This window comes from Actinacidiphila sp. bgisy144, assembly GCF_057708105.1.
Genome location: NZ_JBYIRM010000012.1, coordinates 131,966 through 145,432 on the forward strand (window position 1 = coordinate 131,966; position 13,467 = coordinate 145,432).

The following is a 13,467-nucleotide window of genomic DNA, read 5'->3' on the forward strand; positions in this document are numbered from 1 at the left end:
CGCATCGCCACATGAATACTTTAACACTCAATGAGCGTAGTCGAAGCCAGTGGGCGCGGCCTCGGCCCGCGCGGGGGGCGCGGCGGGCGCGGCCGGCTCCCCCGTCCGCGCCGCGGGCTGCTCGGTGCGCGCCGCGGCGGCCGCGTCGACCCCGGTGGCGATCATCGCCGACAGCGGCTCGACGGCGGTGCGGTTCTCACCCAGCAGTTCGCGCAACTTCAGGCCGTCGGCGGGCAGGTCCCGCCGCCACGCCATCGCCACCAGCGGCCCGAGCAGCGCGAGCGCGGCACTGAGCGAGCTGGTCACCGACAGCCGTACCAGGGTGCCGTCGGCGTGCGGCAGCAGGTCGAAGCCGAAGTGCGGGACCTGGGTGCCCAGCGGGCCCCACATCCGCTGGCCGCGGAACGCTATCCGGCGGCCCGGCTCGAAGTCCGCGCAGACCAGGTGGTGCGGGCGGCGCCGCCCGGGAAAGCGGTAACGGTAGACCGCGCCGGGCCCCGGCGCCACATGCCCCGGCTCCACCGAGGACACGCCCGAACTCCACAGCGCGAGGTTGCGGGCATCGGCGAGGAAGTCGAAGACCTCCGTAGGTGTACGCCGCACGAACACGTTCGTGGACACGCAAGGCATCGCTGACCTCCCCGGTAGCGGCGTGGACCCGGTAGCGCCGCGGACGGCCGCCGCGGGCGGACGCGGACCGCGGAGAACGGTGCGCTTGCCTCGGGTGGCCGTCTGCTTCACTCCACTTCCACAGCGTGCCCCGCAAAAGCGCACATGTCGTGGCGATGCGGCCGATCGAGTGAGAACGCTGCGTGCACGGGGGTGATCAACGTGTGCCGTAAACCGATAGCCTGACCTGGTGGAAGAGCAGCAACTGCCGACCCGTTTCGAGCGCGGCACCGACGGCCCGAAGGTGATCGTCGCCGGACTCGACGGTTCGGACTCGTCCTGGCGGGCCGCGGCGTACGCGGGCGGTCTGGCCCGCCGGCAGCATGCCCTGCTCGCGCTCGTCTACGTGCAGCCGTACATCGCGGGCGGCGCCGCGCTCGGGGTGCCGGTCTCCGAGGCGGACACCGGGGTCGCCGAGCAGCTGCTCGCCGAGATCCGCGCCTCGGTGGAGCGGGTGCGCGGGGCGTTCACGGTGCGCTGGGAGTTCCACACCTTCCGCGGCGACCCCTACAACGGGCTGGCGATGGCCGCCGACCAGCTCACCGCCGACGCCGTGGTGGTCGGCGCCTCCGAACGGGCCGGGCACCGCCTGGTCGGCTCGGTCGCGGTGCGCCTGGTGAAGTCCGGCCGCTGGCCGGTCACGGTGGTGCCGTAGCCCGCGGGGCGCGTACGGCGCGGGTCCCGGTCGTACGCGGACGTACGGCCGGGACCCGGTGGTGTTCTGCTGCTGCTCTCCCCCGCACAGGGCTCAGCGGGCGGCCTGCGCGGGCGCGTACTTGTAGCCCACCCGGCGCACCGTCACGATGCTGCCGCGGTGCGCGGCGCCCAACTTCCTCCGCAGCCGGGCGATGTGGACGTCCACGGTGCGGCCGTCGCCGACATGGCCGTAGCCCCACACGGTGGTGACGAGCTGGTCGCGCGAGTGCACGCGGTGCGGGTGCGCGACCAGGTGGGCGAGCAGTTCGAACTCCAGGTACGTCAGGTCCAGCGGGCGGCCGTCGACGGCGACGGTGCGGCGCTCGCCGTCTATCACCACCGGTGCGGTGGGCGCGCCGCGCTCCGCTGCCGCCGGGGCGGCGGTGTACGGCTGCGGGTCGGCGGCGGGCACCGGCTGCTCGGCGGTCGCCTGCTCGGCCGGGACCAGCACCAGGTAGCCGACCATCGGGGCGCCGCCGGGCACCGCGGGCAGCACATGGCCGGGCGCCGGCAGCCAAGTGGCCCCCGGCGGCAGGAAGTCGGGCGCGGGCGGGACCTCGTCGGGCCGCACCGCGCGCAGCCGCTGCCGGGCGGCGGACGGCGCGGGGACGGCGGCGGGGGCGGACGGGATGTGCGAGACGTTCGACATGGTTTCGGCTCTTTCGCGCGAGAGGTCGGAGAGGACTTCCGTATGCGCGGTACCGGAAACGTGCTGCCGCTGCCGACGGCACCCGGCGTGCGGCCGGGTGCGGTGCGGGTGCGTGGAGTCAGCGGGCGACGTGGTTCCGCGCGGGGATCGCGCGGCAACACCAGCGGTCGAAGTGGTGCTCCTGCCGGGACGGCCAGAAGGGCTCGAGGTCGTCGCGACCTGTCCCGGTGTCAGTGATGCTGGCCATGCGCCTATTGAACCAGACCTCGTGCCCTTCGTGTGAGGGTCCGGTGAGGTCCGGAACGTGTCCGCGGTCACTCCGGCCGCGGACACGTTCCGGCTCGGCGCCCCCTGCGGCGGGGCGGCGCACCGCCGGGGCTACGCTGAGGCGTCGAGTCGAAGGAGTCGCCATGCAGTTCCACCACGCGCTCACCACCACCCTGGCGGTCAGCAATTCCCCCGGGCCCGGACCGGTGATGCGCACCTTCATCGTGGTCGCGGTCGTCGGCGCCGCCCTCCTCGGCTGGTTCCTCCTCCGCGGCTACCGGGACTGAAGGTGCTCGCCCCGGGAAGAGCCGCACATACCCAGGGGCGCGGGGAACTGCGCGACCAGCCACCCACCGCGGGAAGGTCCGGGACCCACCGGCCGGGGCAGCCTCAGCGGATCGGCACCCCGGAAAGCGTGCGGGCGATGACGAGGCGCTGGATCTCGCTCGTACCCTCGAAAATCGTGTAGATCGCGCTGTCGCGGTGCATCCGCTCGACGGGGTACTCACGGGTGTACCCGTTGCCCCCGAGGATCTGGATCGCCTGCGCCGTGACCTTCTTCGCGGTCTCGCTGGCGAAGAGCTTGGACATGGAGCCCTCCGCCGAGGTGAAGGGCCGCCCGGCGGTTGCCATCCAGGACGCCCGCCACACCAGCAGCCGCGCGGCGTCGATCTGCGTGCGCATGTCCGCCAGTTGGAAGGCGACCCCCTGGTTGTCGATGATGGGGCGCCCGAACTGCTCGCGGCCCTTGGCGTACTCCAGCGCGTACTCGTAGGCGGCGCGAGCGGTGCCGACCGCCATCGCGCCGACCGCCGGGCGGGACGCCTCGAACGTGGCCATCGCCGCGTTCTTCACCCGCTCCCCGTCCCCGGACCTCGCCCGCTCCCGGGCGCGCGCCAGCCGCTCGTCGAGCTTCTCCTTGCCGCCGAGCAGGCAGTCCCCGGGCACCCGCACGTCCTCCAGGACGACCTCGGCGGTGTGCGAGGCGCGGATGCCGTGCTTCTTGAACTTCTGCCCCTGCGACAGCCCCGGGGTGCCGGGCGGCACGATGAAGGAGGCGTGCCCCTTGGTGCCGAGTTCGGGGTCCACCACGGCCACCACCACGTGGACGTTGGCGATGCCGCCGTTGGTCGCCCAGGTCTTGGTGCCGTTGAGCACCCACTCGTCGGTGGCCTGGTCGTAGACCGCGCGGGTGCGCATCGAGCCCACGTCGGAGCCGGCGTCCGGCTCGGAGGAGCAGAAGGCGGCGACCTTCACGTCACTGGCGTCGCCGTACATCTGGGGCACCCAGGTGCCGATCTGCTCCTCGGTGCCGTTGGCGAGCACCCCGACGGCGGCCAGGCCGGTGCCCACGATGGACAGCGCGATGCCCGCGTCGCCCCAGAACAGCTCCTCCATGGTCATGGGGATGCCCAGGCCGGTCGGGTCGAAGAACTGCTGGGCGTAGAAGTCCAGCGAGTAAAGGCCTATCTTGGCCGCCTCTTGGATGATCGGCCAGGGCGTCTCCTCGCGCTCGTCCCACTCGGCGGCGGCCGGGCGCATCACGTCGGCGGCGAAGCCATGGATCCACTCGCGCACGGACTGCTGTTCGTCGTTGAGTTCGAGCGTGAAGTCGCCCATCGTCACCCTCCACGGACTTGTTACTTGCGGTAACGGCAGTCTGTTACCGTGCGGTAGGGAATGTCAACTCGCAGACCGCACAGCGGTCGGGCGCCGCCAGGGTGTTACGTTGCGCGCAGAAACCCGCAGCACACGCGCTGTGCGGACGAGTTGATCAGACAAGCAGCGGACCACCTGCGCCCGGTCACCCGAGCGCGGCAGGCCACCGGGAGGCACCGTGGAGACCGGGCATCGGCAGGACCAGCGGACCGCCACACAGCGGCGCCGCAACGAACTGCTGGAGGCCGCCGACCGCGTGGTGCTGCGCGAGGGGCCCGAGGCGTCGATGAACGCGATCGCGGCCGAGGCGGGCATCACCAAGCCGATCCTCTACCGCCACTTCGGCGACAAGTCCGGCCTGTACCGCGCGCTCGCCAAGCGGCACACCGACGCGCTGCTGGCCACCCTGCGCAGCGCGCTGGACTCCCCCGGCGACCGCCGCGACCGGGTCGAGGCGACCCTGCACGCCTACCTGTCGGCCATCGAGAGCCGGCCGCAGGTCTACCGCTTCCTCATGCACCCGGCCGAGACGCCCGCGGCGGACGGGGAGAAGGGGTTCGACGTCGGCCGCCACCAGGCGCCGCTGCTGCGGCGGATGGGCGAGGACCTCGGCGACGTCATCGCCGAGCGGCTGGACCTGGGCCCCGACACCCGCGAGGTGGCCCGGGTGTGGGGACACGGCATCGTCGGGATGATGTACGCCGCCGGGGACTGGTGGCTGGGCGAGCGCCCCTGCTCCCGGGACCAACTGGTGCGGACGCTGGCCGATCTGCTGTGGGGCCGGCTCACCCTGGCCGGCGACCGGGCCGGCAGCCGCGGGCTGTAGGCGGACCGCCCCCGGGCCGCCCATCCCCGGCCGCCCACTCCGGACAGACCGCCCCGGGCGGACCCGCACCAATCCCCGGCCTGTCCCCTGACCGACCCCGACCGCCCCCGGGCCGGCCGCGCACGGCCATCCGCGTCGCTCCGCGGACCGCGCGCCCCGCCGGGCGCCGCGGCGGTCAACTCCCCCGCCTGGAAGTCGATAGGCTGGCGCCGGGCGCAAGTCGAGGAGGAAACAACAGGATGGCAGGCAACTCTGAGCCGCTGACGCCGCGGGCGAAGCTCGCCGTGACGGCGGGCAAGGCCGCGGCCGCGGTCTCCCGCGTCGCAGGCAAGGGCAGTGGATCGGTGATCGGCGGCAAGGTCGCGCTGAGGCTCGACCCCGACCTGCTCGCGCGCCTCGCCCGCCACCTGGACGTCGTACTGGTGTCGGCGACCAACGGCAAGACCACCACCACCCGCCTGCTCGCCGAGGCGCTGCGCGCCGGCGGACCGGTGGTGTCCAACGCGCTCGGCGCGAACATGCCCGCCGGCATCACCTCGGCGCTGGCCGGCGGCTCGGACGCGAGGTTCGGCGTCATCGAGGTGGACGAGAAGTACCTCGCCGGAGTGGCGCGCGACGTCACCCCGAAGGCGATCGCGCTGCTCAACCTCTCCCGGGACCAGCTCGACCGCGCCGCCGAGACCCGGATGCTCGCCGAGAAGTGGCGCGAGGGGCTGGCCGGCTCCGACGCGATCGTCGTCGCCAACGCCGACGACCCGCTGATCGTCTGGGCCGCCTCCTCCAGCCCGACCGTGGTGTGGGTGGCCGCCGGGCAGGCGTGGAAGGACGACGCCTGGTCCTGCCCGTCCTGCGGCGGGGTGCTCCAGCGCCCGTCCGACGACTGGTACTGCGGCGAGTGCGGCTTCCGCCGCCCGACCCCGACGTGGGCGCTGTCCGGCGACCACGTGGTGGACCCGTACGGCGTCGCGTGGCCGATCCACCTCCAACTGCCCGGCCGCGCCAACAAGTCCAACGCGGCGGTGTCCACCGCGGTCGCCGCGGCCTTCGGCATCGACCCCAAGGTCGCGCTGGAGCGGATGTACAAGGTGCAGGCGGTCGCCGGGCGCTACGACGTGGTCACCTACCAGCAGCGCCAGGTGCGGCTGCTGCTGGCGAAGAACCCGGCGGGCTGGCTGGAGACGTTCTCGCTGATCGACCAGCCGCCGGCGCCGGTCGTGCTGTCGGTCAACGCGCGCGGCGCCGACGGCACCGACACCTCCTGGCTGTGGGACGTGGACTACACCCGGCTGGCCGGGCACCCGATCATGGTGCTCGGCGACCGGCGGCTGGACCTGGCGGTCCGCCTGGAGGTGGCCGGCCTGGACTTCCGGGTCTGCGCCGACCTGGACGAGGCGGTGCGCAGCGCGCCGCCCGGCCGGATCGAGGCGATCGCCAACTACACCGCCTTCCAGGACCTGCGCCGCAAGGTCGGAAACTGAACGGGCTGGCGGGACCCGCGCACGACCCCTGGTCGTCGCAGGCCCGGCCCCAGACCCGGCCCCGACAACGGACCCGAGGAGAAGCACGCATGAGTGATTCCAGCCTGCGCCTGGTGTGGGTCTACCCCGACCTGCTCAGCACCTACGGCGACCAGGGCAACGCACTGGTCGTGGAGCGCCGCGCGCAGCAGCGCCGGGTGCCGGTCACCCGCGTCGACGTCCGCTCCGACCAGCCGATCCCGACCTCCGGCGACATCTACCTGGTCGGCGGCGGCGAGGACCGGCCGCAGCGGCTGGCGGCCGAGCGGCTGCGCCGCGACGGCGGGCTGAACCGGGCGGTGGCCAACGGCGCGATCGTCTTCTCCGTCTGCGCGGGCTACCAGATCCTCGGCCACGAGTTCGTCAACGACCTCGGCCGCCCCGAGCCGGGCCTGGGCCTGCTGGACGTGGTGAGCACCCGCGGCGAGGGCGAGCGGTGCGTCGGCGACGTGCTGGCCGACATCGACCCGCAGCTCGGGCTGCCGCAGCTGACCGGTTTCGAGAACCACCAGGGCGTCACGCACCTCGGGCCCGCCGCCCGCCCCCTCGCCCGGGTGCGGGTCGGCCGCGGCAACGGCACCGGCGACGGCACCGAGGGCGCCTTCAACGACACGGTCTTCGGCACCTACATGCACGGCCCCGTCATGGCCCGAAACCCGCACATCGCGGACATGTTGATCAAACTGGCCCTGGACGTCAACGCGCTGCCGCCGGTCGACGACCAGTGGTACGACGCCCTGCGCGAGGAACGGATCGCCGCGGCGGTGCAGCCTGCCTGACCGCTCCCGGGTTGCGGTCTCCGGCCGTCCTGCGCGACGTCGTGGCTGGTCGCGCAGTTCCCCGCGCCCCTGTCTGTGCGGCTGCCTCCGTGTGGAGAGCGAGCCGCACAGACGGGACGAGCCTGACTGGAGGGTCCGGGCGCCGGGTAAGCTGAGCCGTGATCCATCCGGACGAAGGGGTCCGGCCGCCTGGTTGAGTTGCAGGAGTAGCGAGCGATGCGAATTGGTGTCCTGACCAGCGGCGGCGACTGCCCCGGGCTGAACGCCGTCATCCGTTCCGTGGTGCACCGCGCCGTGGTGGACCACGGTGACGAGGTCATCGGCTTCCACGACGGGTGGAAGGGCCTGCTGGAGTGCGACTACCGCAAGCTCGACCTCGACGCGGTCAGCGGCATCCTGGCGCGCGGCGGCACCATCCTCGGCTCGTCCCGGGTCCAGCCGGCCCACCTGCGCGGCGGCGTGGAGCAGGCCCGCGGCCATGTCGCGGACCTCGGCCTGGACGCGATCATCCCGATCGGCGGCGAGGGCACCCTCAAGGCGGCCCGGCTGCTGTCGGACGCGGGGCTGCCGATAGTCGGCGTGCCGAAGACGATCGACAACGACATCGCCTCCACCGACGTCACCTTCGGCTTCGACACCGCCGTGACCGTGGCCACCGAGGCGCTGGACCGGCTGAAGACCACCGCCGAGTCGCACCAGCGGGTGCTGATCGTGGAGGTCATGGGCCGGCACACCGGGTGGATCGCGCTGCACTCGGGCATGGCGGCCGGCGCGCACGCCATCGTGGTGCCGGAGCGGCCGTTCGACGTGGAGGAGCTGGCCGACGTGGTCGGCAAGCGCTTCGAGGCGGGCAAGAAGTTCGCGATAGTGGTCGTCTCCGAGGGCGCCAAGCCCCGCGAGGGCACGATGGACTTCACCGCGGGCGCCACCGACGTCTACGGGCACGAGCGCTTCACCGGCGTCGCCAACCAGCTCTCGGTGGAGCTGGAGGAGCGGCTCGGCAAGGAGGCCCGCCCGGTGATCCTCGGCCACGTCCAGCGCGGCGGCACCCCCACGGCGTACGACCGGGTGCTCGCCACCCGCTTCGGCTGGCACGCGGTGGAGGCGGTGCACCACGGCCGGTTCGGCATGATGACGTCGCTGCGCGGCACCGACATCAACCTGGTGCCGCTGGCGGAGGCCGTCGAGCAGCTCAAGACGGTGCCCGCCGAGCGGTACACCGAGGCGGAGTGCGTGCTCTGAGACCCGCGCCCGGCGCGCCTCGCCGCCCACGCCCCCGGTCGGACCGCCGACCGGGGGCGGTTCTAGTCTGGTGGGGCACCTCGGGTGAAGGAGTGACAGATGGATCACGGCAGTTCGGCGTTGCTGGCCATGCCGGGAATGCCGGGTATGGACGCGGAGCTTCCGCCGTTCACGCTCGGCCGGGCACTGGCCTTCGGCGGTGATCCGTTCTTCCTGGTGCTGTGCGTGCTGATGCTGGCGCTGTACGGCTGGGGCGTGGCGCGGCTGCGGCTGCGCGGCGACCGCTGGGCGCCGGGCCGGACGATCGCGTTCGCGGTGGGTGTGCTGACCATCGGCGTCACCATGTGCACCAAGCTCAACGACTACGGCATGGCGATGTTCAGCGTGCACATGGTGCAGCACATGGTGCTGAGCATGCTCTCGCCGATCCTGCTGCTGCTGGGCGCGCCGGTGACGCTGGCGCTGCGGGCGCTGCCGACGGCCGGGCAGGGCCGCACCGGCCCGCGCGAGGTGCTGGTGAAGGTGCTGCACAGCCGGGTGGTGCGGGTGGTCTCGCACCCGGCGTTCACCATCCCGCTGTTCGTGGCGAGCCTGTACGGGCTGTACTTCACACCGATCTTCGACGACCTGATGCGCAGCCCGGCCGGGCACATCGCGATGATGGTGCACTTCCTGGCGGTCGGCCTGGCGTTCTTCTGGCCGATCATGGGCGTGGACCCGGGCCCGCACCGCTCGGGGTACGTGATGCGGATGCTGGAGCTGTTCGCGGGCATGCCCTTCCACGCGTTCTTCGGGATCGCGCTGATGATGGCGAGCGAGCCGATGGTGTCCACCTTCAAGCACCCGCCGGCCTCGCTCGGGGTGCAGGCGCTCAGCGACCAGACGGCGGCCGGCGGCATCGCCTGGGCGTTCAGCGAGATCCCGTCGGTGGTCGTGCTGGTGGCCCTGCTGTTCCAGTGGTACACCTCCGAGAAGCGGCAGGCGCGCCGCACCGACCGGGCCGCCGACCGCAACGGGGATGCGGAGCTCGTCGCGTACAACGCCTATCTGGCGTCGCTGGAGGCGCGCAGCCGCGGCTGACGAAGGGGGCCGCGCGTGGGCGGGCTGGTGAGAGTGGCGGGCGGGGCGCTGGAGTTGCCCGGCGGGGCCGTGGTGCGCTTCATGCGGACGCTGCGGCTGCCGGAGTCCGGGACCCATCCGCTGCCGCCGGGGCTGGGTGCCTTTCCGCTGCGGGCGGCGGCGGACGGCCCGGACGGTGCGGTCGACCAGGGGCCGGACGGCGGCGGGGTGCTGCTGCCGGTGCTCCAGCGGGAGGCGGTGTGGCTGGGGTTCGCCGCTTCCGCGCCGGTCGCCCTCCAGGTGCGGGCCGGGGCGGTGTGCGCGGTGTCGGGGCGCCCCTGGAGCGGCCGGCTGGCGCAGGACCCGCAGAACTACCTGGTGCTGCCGCGGCAGCCGTGGCTGGACGGGATCAGTTCCGGGCGGGGCACCACCCGGCAGTTCGTGGCGACACCGCCGGGGCCGGGACCGGCCGCGGCGGCGGGGGCCCGGCTGCAGTTGCAGGTCTTCGAGTTGCGCGCGCATGCCCGGGCCCGCGCGGGGGCCGCGCAGGACCGGGCAGGCTGGGGCGCGGCCCGGCCCGGCGGCCGGTCCGGGCCGGTGCCCGGGGTGCCGCTGGCGGCGCCCGCGCCGGGCGAGGCGTTGCGGGTCGACGCGGCCGCGACGGGCCTGGGTGCGGGCGGGCGGATGCGGCAGGAGGTCTACCCCGACCCGCGGCCGCTGGACGACTGGCGGGACGAGCCGTCCGCGCGGGTGTGGGTGCACCTGGTCTCGGCGGCGCGCTGGGAGCAGGTCACCGGGCGCCCGGCCCCCGACTCCCCGGTGGACCGGGCGGCCTACGCCTCGGCGGGCCTGCCGTGGTTCGCGCACTACGACGAGGGCGCCCCGGACCGCCCGGACCCGGCGGCCTGACCGACGCCTGGCCCGGCCCCGCACCGCGTCGCCCGAGCGGCGGGGCGCGGCTCAGTCCAGGTAGCCCCAGGTGCGGCACATCGGCAGCAGCGCCGCGGGGATCTCCTCCGGCGTCGGCAGCGGGCGGCTGCGCTGCACCGTGCCGGTCCTGATCTTGTCCTTCCAGTCGCCGAGCCCCTTGACGAACTCCCCGTGGTCGTTGTCACCGTAGGCGGTCATCGACTCCTCCCAGGGGATGTCCAGGAAGACGCAGACCTTCCGGGTCTCGCCCTCCGGGTCCGCGGTCAGCGACTCGTAGCGGACGGTGTGGCCGGGCAGTTGCCGCCGGGTGCGCTCCAACTGCTCCATGTACGCCAGGACATGGGGGACCGCCCGCTCCATGGGGCGCCCGGCGGGGTCGCCCTCGTGCCAGGAGCGGGCCACGGAGGCCGGGTGGCGCAGCAGGAACACGAAGCGGGCGTCGGGCCAGCAGGTGGCCAGCCGCTCGCTGACGAAGACGTTGCTCGGGGTCTTCTCCACGAGGGTCGGCTTGCCGCTGCGGACCAGCTCGCGGTGCAGGACGCGGTCCCACAGCAGGTGTTCGATGTCGGCGGTGTTGTGGCCGAACGAGTCCATCGCGGCGGTGACGGTGGGCGTGGACTGCCGTACGTGCAGCATCCGGACGTGGGTCTCGTGCGGCGCGCACAGCCGCGAGTGGCTGTTGAGGATGACCCGCAGCAGGGTGGAGCCCGAGCGCGGGGCGGACAGGATGAACACCGGTGCGCGCAGCAGCCGGTCGGTGGCGGGGTCGGCCGGGGGCCGGGCCGACGCGGTGACCGGGCCGGGGGCCGCCGGGTCGCGCGCGGGCGCCGGGGACGGCGGAGCGGTCCTGGTCAGGCGGGCGCGGGCGCCCTTTCTCAGCAGGGAGTTCGCGGTGCGGAGCCTCGACATGCCGGGAACTGTAGGGCGTGTACTTGGATCTGCGATGGGAGGAGCTTGGGAATCACTTGAGAATCCCATGAGAGTCCGCGCCCCCGGTCCGGTGCGGCGGACGGCCGCCGCGAACGCCCGTGCGGTGGGGCCGGGTTGCGCCCAGGGCGTATCCGCGCAGGGCGAAAGGGCCTGGTGGGCCGGTCGCCTGCGGCCGTAGCGTCGCGGCATGACAGGTACCGCGTTCGTTCTCGGAGCATCAGGTCAGATCGGCCGGCGGGCCGTGCAGGCGCTCGCCGCTGACGGGTGGGAGGTGATCGCGGCCTCGCGGGGCGGGGGCGCCGACCCGGCGTGGCCGCCGCAGGTGCGCAACGTCCGGGTGGACCGCGCGGACACCGCCGCGCTGGGCGCCGCGCTGGGCGACGGTGTCGACGTGCTCCTGGACTGCGTCGCGTACGACGGCGGCCACGCCGACCAGTTGCTGGGCCTGGCCGACCGGGTCGGCTCGGCCGTGGTGGTCTCCAGCGCCGCGGTCTACCAGGACAGCCAGGGCCGCAACTTCGACACGCAGGAGGAGCCGGACGGCGCCCCGCGCTATCCGGTGCCGCTGCCCGAGACCTGGCCGACGGTGGACCCGGGCCCGTCGTCGTACGCCACCCGCAAGGTCGAGCTGGAGCAGCGGCTGCTCGCGGCGGGCGACCGGCTGCCCTGCACGCTGCTGCGGGCCGGTGCGGTCCACGGGCCGTACAGCCCGCTGCCGCGCGAGTTGTACTTCGTCAAGCGGGCGCTGGACGGCCGTACGGTGCGGGTGCTGGCGTACGGCGGCCGCAGCCGGTTCCACCCGGTGCACGTGGCGAACCTGGCCGAGTTGGTGCGGCTGGCCGCGCGCCGACCCGGGGCGCGGGTGCTGAACGCGGGTGACCCGGCGGTGCCGACCGCGGCGGAGATCGGCGACGCGATCGACGCGGTGCTGGGCCGCAGCGTCGAGACGGTGCTCGTGGACGGCCCGCCGCCGGCGCCGACGGTGGGCGACCACCCGTGGGGGATGCCGCACCCGATGGTGCTGGACATGGCCGCAGCCGAACGGGAGTTGGGCTACCGCGCCGTCACGGCGTACGAGGAGTCGCTGCCGGAGACGGTGGCGTGGCTGACGCGGGAGCTGGCCGGCGGGGGCGACTGGCGGGAGCGCTTTCCGAAGGTGGCGGGCATGTCGGTGGGCGCGAACAACTGGTTCGACTACGCGGCGGAGGACGCCTGGCTCGACGCGCGGGGCTGACCGCGGGGCCGGGGCCCATGGACGGGCGGCGGCCCGGGGCGCTCAGGCGTCGCCGGTGTCGCGGCCGGGGCTTTCCTCCGGGCCGCGGCCCGTCCAGGGACCCCGGCCCGGTCCGCGCCCCATGTGCCGCTCCATCCGCCGCCCCATGAACTCCATCCGGGCCTCCATGTGGCGGCCCAGGTGCTCCATCCGCTCCTCCATGCGCTCGCCGAGGTGCCCGCCGAAGGCGCCGCCCATGTGGTGGCCGACCCACCACGCCCACTTCGAGCCGCGCGTGACCCGCACGTGCCCGAAGACGGAGCGCCCGGTGATCCGCACCACCGGCCCGTCGGCCTCGTCGCCTTTGCGGCGCCCGCTCTGGGACCGCTTGCCGAAGACCGCCGACCCGGTGTCGTAGACGTGGGCGTTGTCCGGGACCAGGATCTCGATCTTGCCGAAGAGCGACCTGGCGTCGATGACCACCTCGCGGCGGGTGAACATCGCCTGCCGCAGGTCGATGACGATCGCGCCGAAGCGGGCGCGCGCGGTGGTGTGCGGGGGCACCGGCCACTGGCCCGCGCGCCGCACCTTCGCGAAGAGCGCCTCGATGGGGGCGCTGTCGCCGGGAGAGACCAGCGACTCCCCCGGGGCGGGCGAGGGCAGGTCGGCGGTGAGCGGGACGAGTTCGCCGCGGGTGCGGGCGGCGTAGACCGCCTCCAGCCGCTCGGCGTGCTCGGTGACGTCGAGCCGCCCGACGGCCAGCGCGTCGCCGAGCAGCGCCGCCACCTGGTCCCGTTCGTCGTCCGAGACCCGGATGTGCGCGTCGCTGCCGGTGCTGCCGCCCGGCTCGGCCGGCTTGGGTGACGACCGATCGGACACGGGGCGACCTCCTGGCGGGACGGGACGGAACCAGGTTCACGATATATCGCGTCTTCCGGCCGCCGCAAGGTGACGGCACCGCACGCCCGCGGCCGCTGCCGCCCGCCGGCGCCGCCGATAACCGATCGCGCCGGCCGGGGAGTTGACCGTAG

At 73.8% G+C, this 13,467-nt stretch carries 15 protein-coding genes; 9 read left to right on the plus strand and 6 right to left on the minus strand.

From position 1 onward, the window contains the following. Nucleotides 1–27 precede the first annotated feature (27 nt). Nucleotides 28–630, minus strand: a complete 603-nt coding sequence (locus AC3EVP_RS16345) for an SRPBCC family protein (protein ID WP_435130688.1) — start codon at nucleotides 628–630, stop codon at nucleotides 28–30. 229 nt (nucleotides 631–859) lie between these two features. Here AC3EVP_RS16345 and AC3EVP_RS16350 point away from each other — a divergent pair, with 229 nt between their 5' ends. Continuing rightward, the gene (locus AC3EVP_RS16350) at nucleotides 860–1,324 is read left to right on the plus strand and encodes a universal stress protein (RefSeq protein ID WP_335972331.1); all 465 of its coding nucleotides are present in this window, start codon (nucleotides 860–862) and stop codon (nucleotides 1,322–1,324) included. Nucleotides 1,325–1,417: 93 nt separating this feature from the next. On the opposite strand, the gene AC3EVP_RS16355 is transcribed toward AC3EVP_RS16350, so the two are convergent. Both AC3EVP_RS16355 and AC3EVP_RS16360 read right to left on the minus strand, forming a co-directional pair. Next, nucleotides 1,418–2,014 carry a winged helix-turn-helix domain-containing protein gene (locus tag AC3EVP_RS16355; RefSeq protein ID WP_435130689.1) on the minus strand — a complete coding sequence of 199 codons (597 nt, stop codon included), beginning with the start codon at nucleotides 2,012–2,014 and terminating at the stop codon, nucleotides 1,418–1,420. Nucleotides 2,015–2,132: 118 nt separating this feature from the next. After that, a complete protein-coding gene (locus AC3EVP_RS16360) occupies nucleotides 2,133–2,261 on the minus strand; it encodes a hypothetical protein (RefSeq protein WP_335972333.1) in 129 nt (42 codons plus the stop codon). Nucleotides 2,262–2,424: 163 nt separating this feature from the next. Between AC3EVP_RS16360 and AC3EVP_RS16365 the strand changes: the two genes are divergently transcribed. Next, entirely contained in the window at nucleotides 2,425–2,568 is a 144-nt protein-coding gene (locus tag AC3EVP_RS16365; protein ID WP_335972334.1) for a hypothetical protein, read from the plus strand. Between the two features lie 103 nt (nucleotides 2,569–2,671). Here AC3EVP_RS16365 and AC3EVP_RS16370 read toward each other — a convergent pair whose 3' ends face one another. Further along, complete coding sequence (locus tag AC3EVP_RS16370) at nucleotides 2,672–3,901, minus strand: acyl-CoA dehydrogenase family protein (protein ID WP_435130690.1); 1,230 nt, start codon at nucleotides 3,899–3,901, stop codon at nucleotides 2,672–2,674. A gap of 217 nt (nucleotides 3,902–4,118) precedes the next feature. On the opposite strand from AC3EVP_RS16370, the gene AC3EVP_RS16375 reads away from it, so the two are divergent. The 6 genes from AC3EVP_RS16375 to AC3EVP_RS16400 all read left to right on the plus strand — a co-directional run bounded on the left by AC3EVP_RS16375 (nucleotide 4,119) and on the right by AC3EVP_RS16400 (nucleotide 10,272). Next, nucleotides 4,119–4,766, plus strand: a complete 648-nt coding sequence (locus AC3EVP_RS16375) for a TetR/AcrR family transcriptional regulator (RefSeq protein ID WP_335972336.1) — start codon at nucleotides 4,119–4,121, stop codon at nucleotides 4,764–4,766. A 239-nt stretch (nucleotides 4,767–5,005) separates the two neighbouring features. Beyond that, nucleotides 5,006–6,244: a Mur ligase family protein gene (locus AC3EVP_RS16380; RefSeq protein WP_335972337.1), complete on the plus strand. Its 1,239-nt coding sequence runs from the start codon at nucleotides 5,006–5,008 to the stop codon at nucleotides 6,242–6,244. A gap of 89 nt (nucleotides 6,245–6,333) precedes the next feature. Continuing rightward, nucleotides 6,334–7,062: a type 1 glutamine amidotransferase gene (locus AC3EVP_RS16385; protein WP_335972338.1), complete on the plus strand. Its 729-nt coding sequence runs from the start codon at nucleotides 6,334–6,336 to the stop codon at nucleotides 7,060–7,062. Between the two features lie 216 nt (nucleotides 7,063–7,278). Then, complete coding sequence (locus AC3EVP_RS16390; protein ID WP_335972339.1) at nucleotides 7,279–8,304, plus strand: 6-phosphofructokinase; 1,026 nt, start codon at nucleotides 7,279–7,281, stop codon at nucleotides 8,302–8,304. A 99-nt stretch (nucleotides 8,305–8,403) separates the two neighbouring features. Beyond that, nucleotides 8,404–9,384 carry a cytochrome c oxidase assembly protein gene (locus AC3EVP_RS16395; protein ID WP_435130691.1) on the plus strand — a complete coding sequence of 327 codons (981 nt, stop codon included), beginning with the start codon at nucleotides 8,404–8,406 and terminating at the stop codon, nucleotides 9,382–9,384. A gap of 15 nt (nucleotides 9,385–9,399) precedes the next feature. Next, nucleotides 9,400–10,272, plus strand: a complete 873-nt coding sequence (locus AC3EVP_RS16400) for a hypothetical protein (RefSeq protein ID WP_435130692.1) — start codon at nucleotides 9,400–9,402, stop codon at nucleotides 10,270–10,272. 51 nt (nucleotides 10,273–10,323) lie between these two features. Here the strand turns inward: AC3EVP_RS16400 and AC3EVP_RS16405 are convergent, their stop codons facing one another. Next, nucleotides 10,324–11,202 (minus strand): sulfotransferase family protein, encoded by an 879-nt coding sequence (locus tag AC3EVP_RS16405; RefSeq protein ID WP_435130693.1) that lies wholly within the window; start codon nucleotides 11,200–11,202, stop codon nucleotides 10,324–10,326. Nucleotides 11,203–11,410: 208 nt separating this feature from the next. On the opposite strand from AC3EVP_RS16405, the gene AC3EVP_RS16410 reads away from it, so the two are divergent. Continuing rightward, complete coding sequence (locus AC3EVP_RS16410; RefSeq protein WP_435130694.1) at nucleotides 11,411–12,457, plus strand: NAD-dependent epimerase/dehydratase family protein; 1,047 nt, start codon at nucleotides 11,411–11,413, stop codon at nucleotides 12,455–12,457. Nucleotides 12,458–12,499: 42 nt separating this feature from the next. Here AC3EVP_RS16410 and AC3EVP_RS16415 read toward each other — a convergent pair whose 3' ends face one another. After that, nucleotides 12,500–13,315: a DUF1707 SHOCT-like domain-containing protein gene (locus AC3EVP_RS16415; RefSeq protein WP_435130695.1), complete on the minus strand. Its 816-nt coding sequence runs from the start codon at nucleotides 13,313–13,315 to the stop codon at nucleotides 12,500–12,502. Nucleotides 13,316–13,467: the final 152 nt, after the last annotated feature.

Bases quoted from the DNA above. Each gene is read 5' to 3' on its own strand.
- AC3EVP_RS16345 (WP_435130688.1), bottom strand. From the start codon at position 630: ATGCCTTGCGTGTCCACGAACGTGTTCGTGCGGCGTACACCTACGGAG.
- AC3EVP_RS16380 (WP_335972337.1), top strand. From the start codon at position 5,006: ATGGCAGGCAACTCTGAGCCGCTGACGCCGCGGGCGAAGCTCGCCGTG.
- AC3EVP_RS16355 (WP_435130689.1), bottom strand. From the start codon at position 2,014: ATGTCGAACGTCTCGCACATCCCGTCCGCCCCCGCCGCCGTCCCCGCG.
- AC3EVP_RS16370 (WP_435130690.1), bottom strand. From the start codon at position 3,901: ATGGGCGACTTCACGCTCGAACTCAACGACGAACAGCAGTCCGTGCGC.
- AC3EVP_RS16365 (WP_335972334.1), top strand. From the start codon at position 2,425: ATGCAGTTCCACCACGCGCTCACCACCACCCTGGCGGTCAGCAATTCC.
- AC3EVP_RS16385 (WP_335972338.1), top strand. From the start codon at position 6,334: ATGAGTGATTCCAGCCTGCGCCTGGTGTGGGTCTACCCCGACCTGCTC.
- AC3EVP_RS16360 (WP_335972333.1), bottom strand. From the start codon at position 2,261: ATGGCCAGCATCACTGACACCGGGACAGGTCGCGACGACCTCGAGCCC.
- AC3EVP_RS16405 (WP_435130693.1), bottom strand. From the start codon at position 11,202: ATGTCGAGGCTCCGCACCGCGAACTCCCTGCTGAGAAAGGGCGCCCGC.
- AC3EVP_RS16395 (WP_435130691.1), top strand. From the start codon at position 8,404: ATGGATCACGGCAGTTCGGCGTTGCTGGCCATGCCGGGAATGCCGGGT.
- AC3EVP_RS16410 (WP_435130694.1), top strand. From the start codon at position 11,411: ATGACAGGTACCGCGTTCGTTCTCGGAGCATCAGGTCAGATCGGCCGG.
- AC3EVP_RS16390 (WP_335972339.1), top strand. From the start codon at position 7,279: ATGCGAATTGGTGTCCTGACCAGCGGCGGCGACTGCCCCGGGCTGAAC.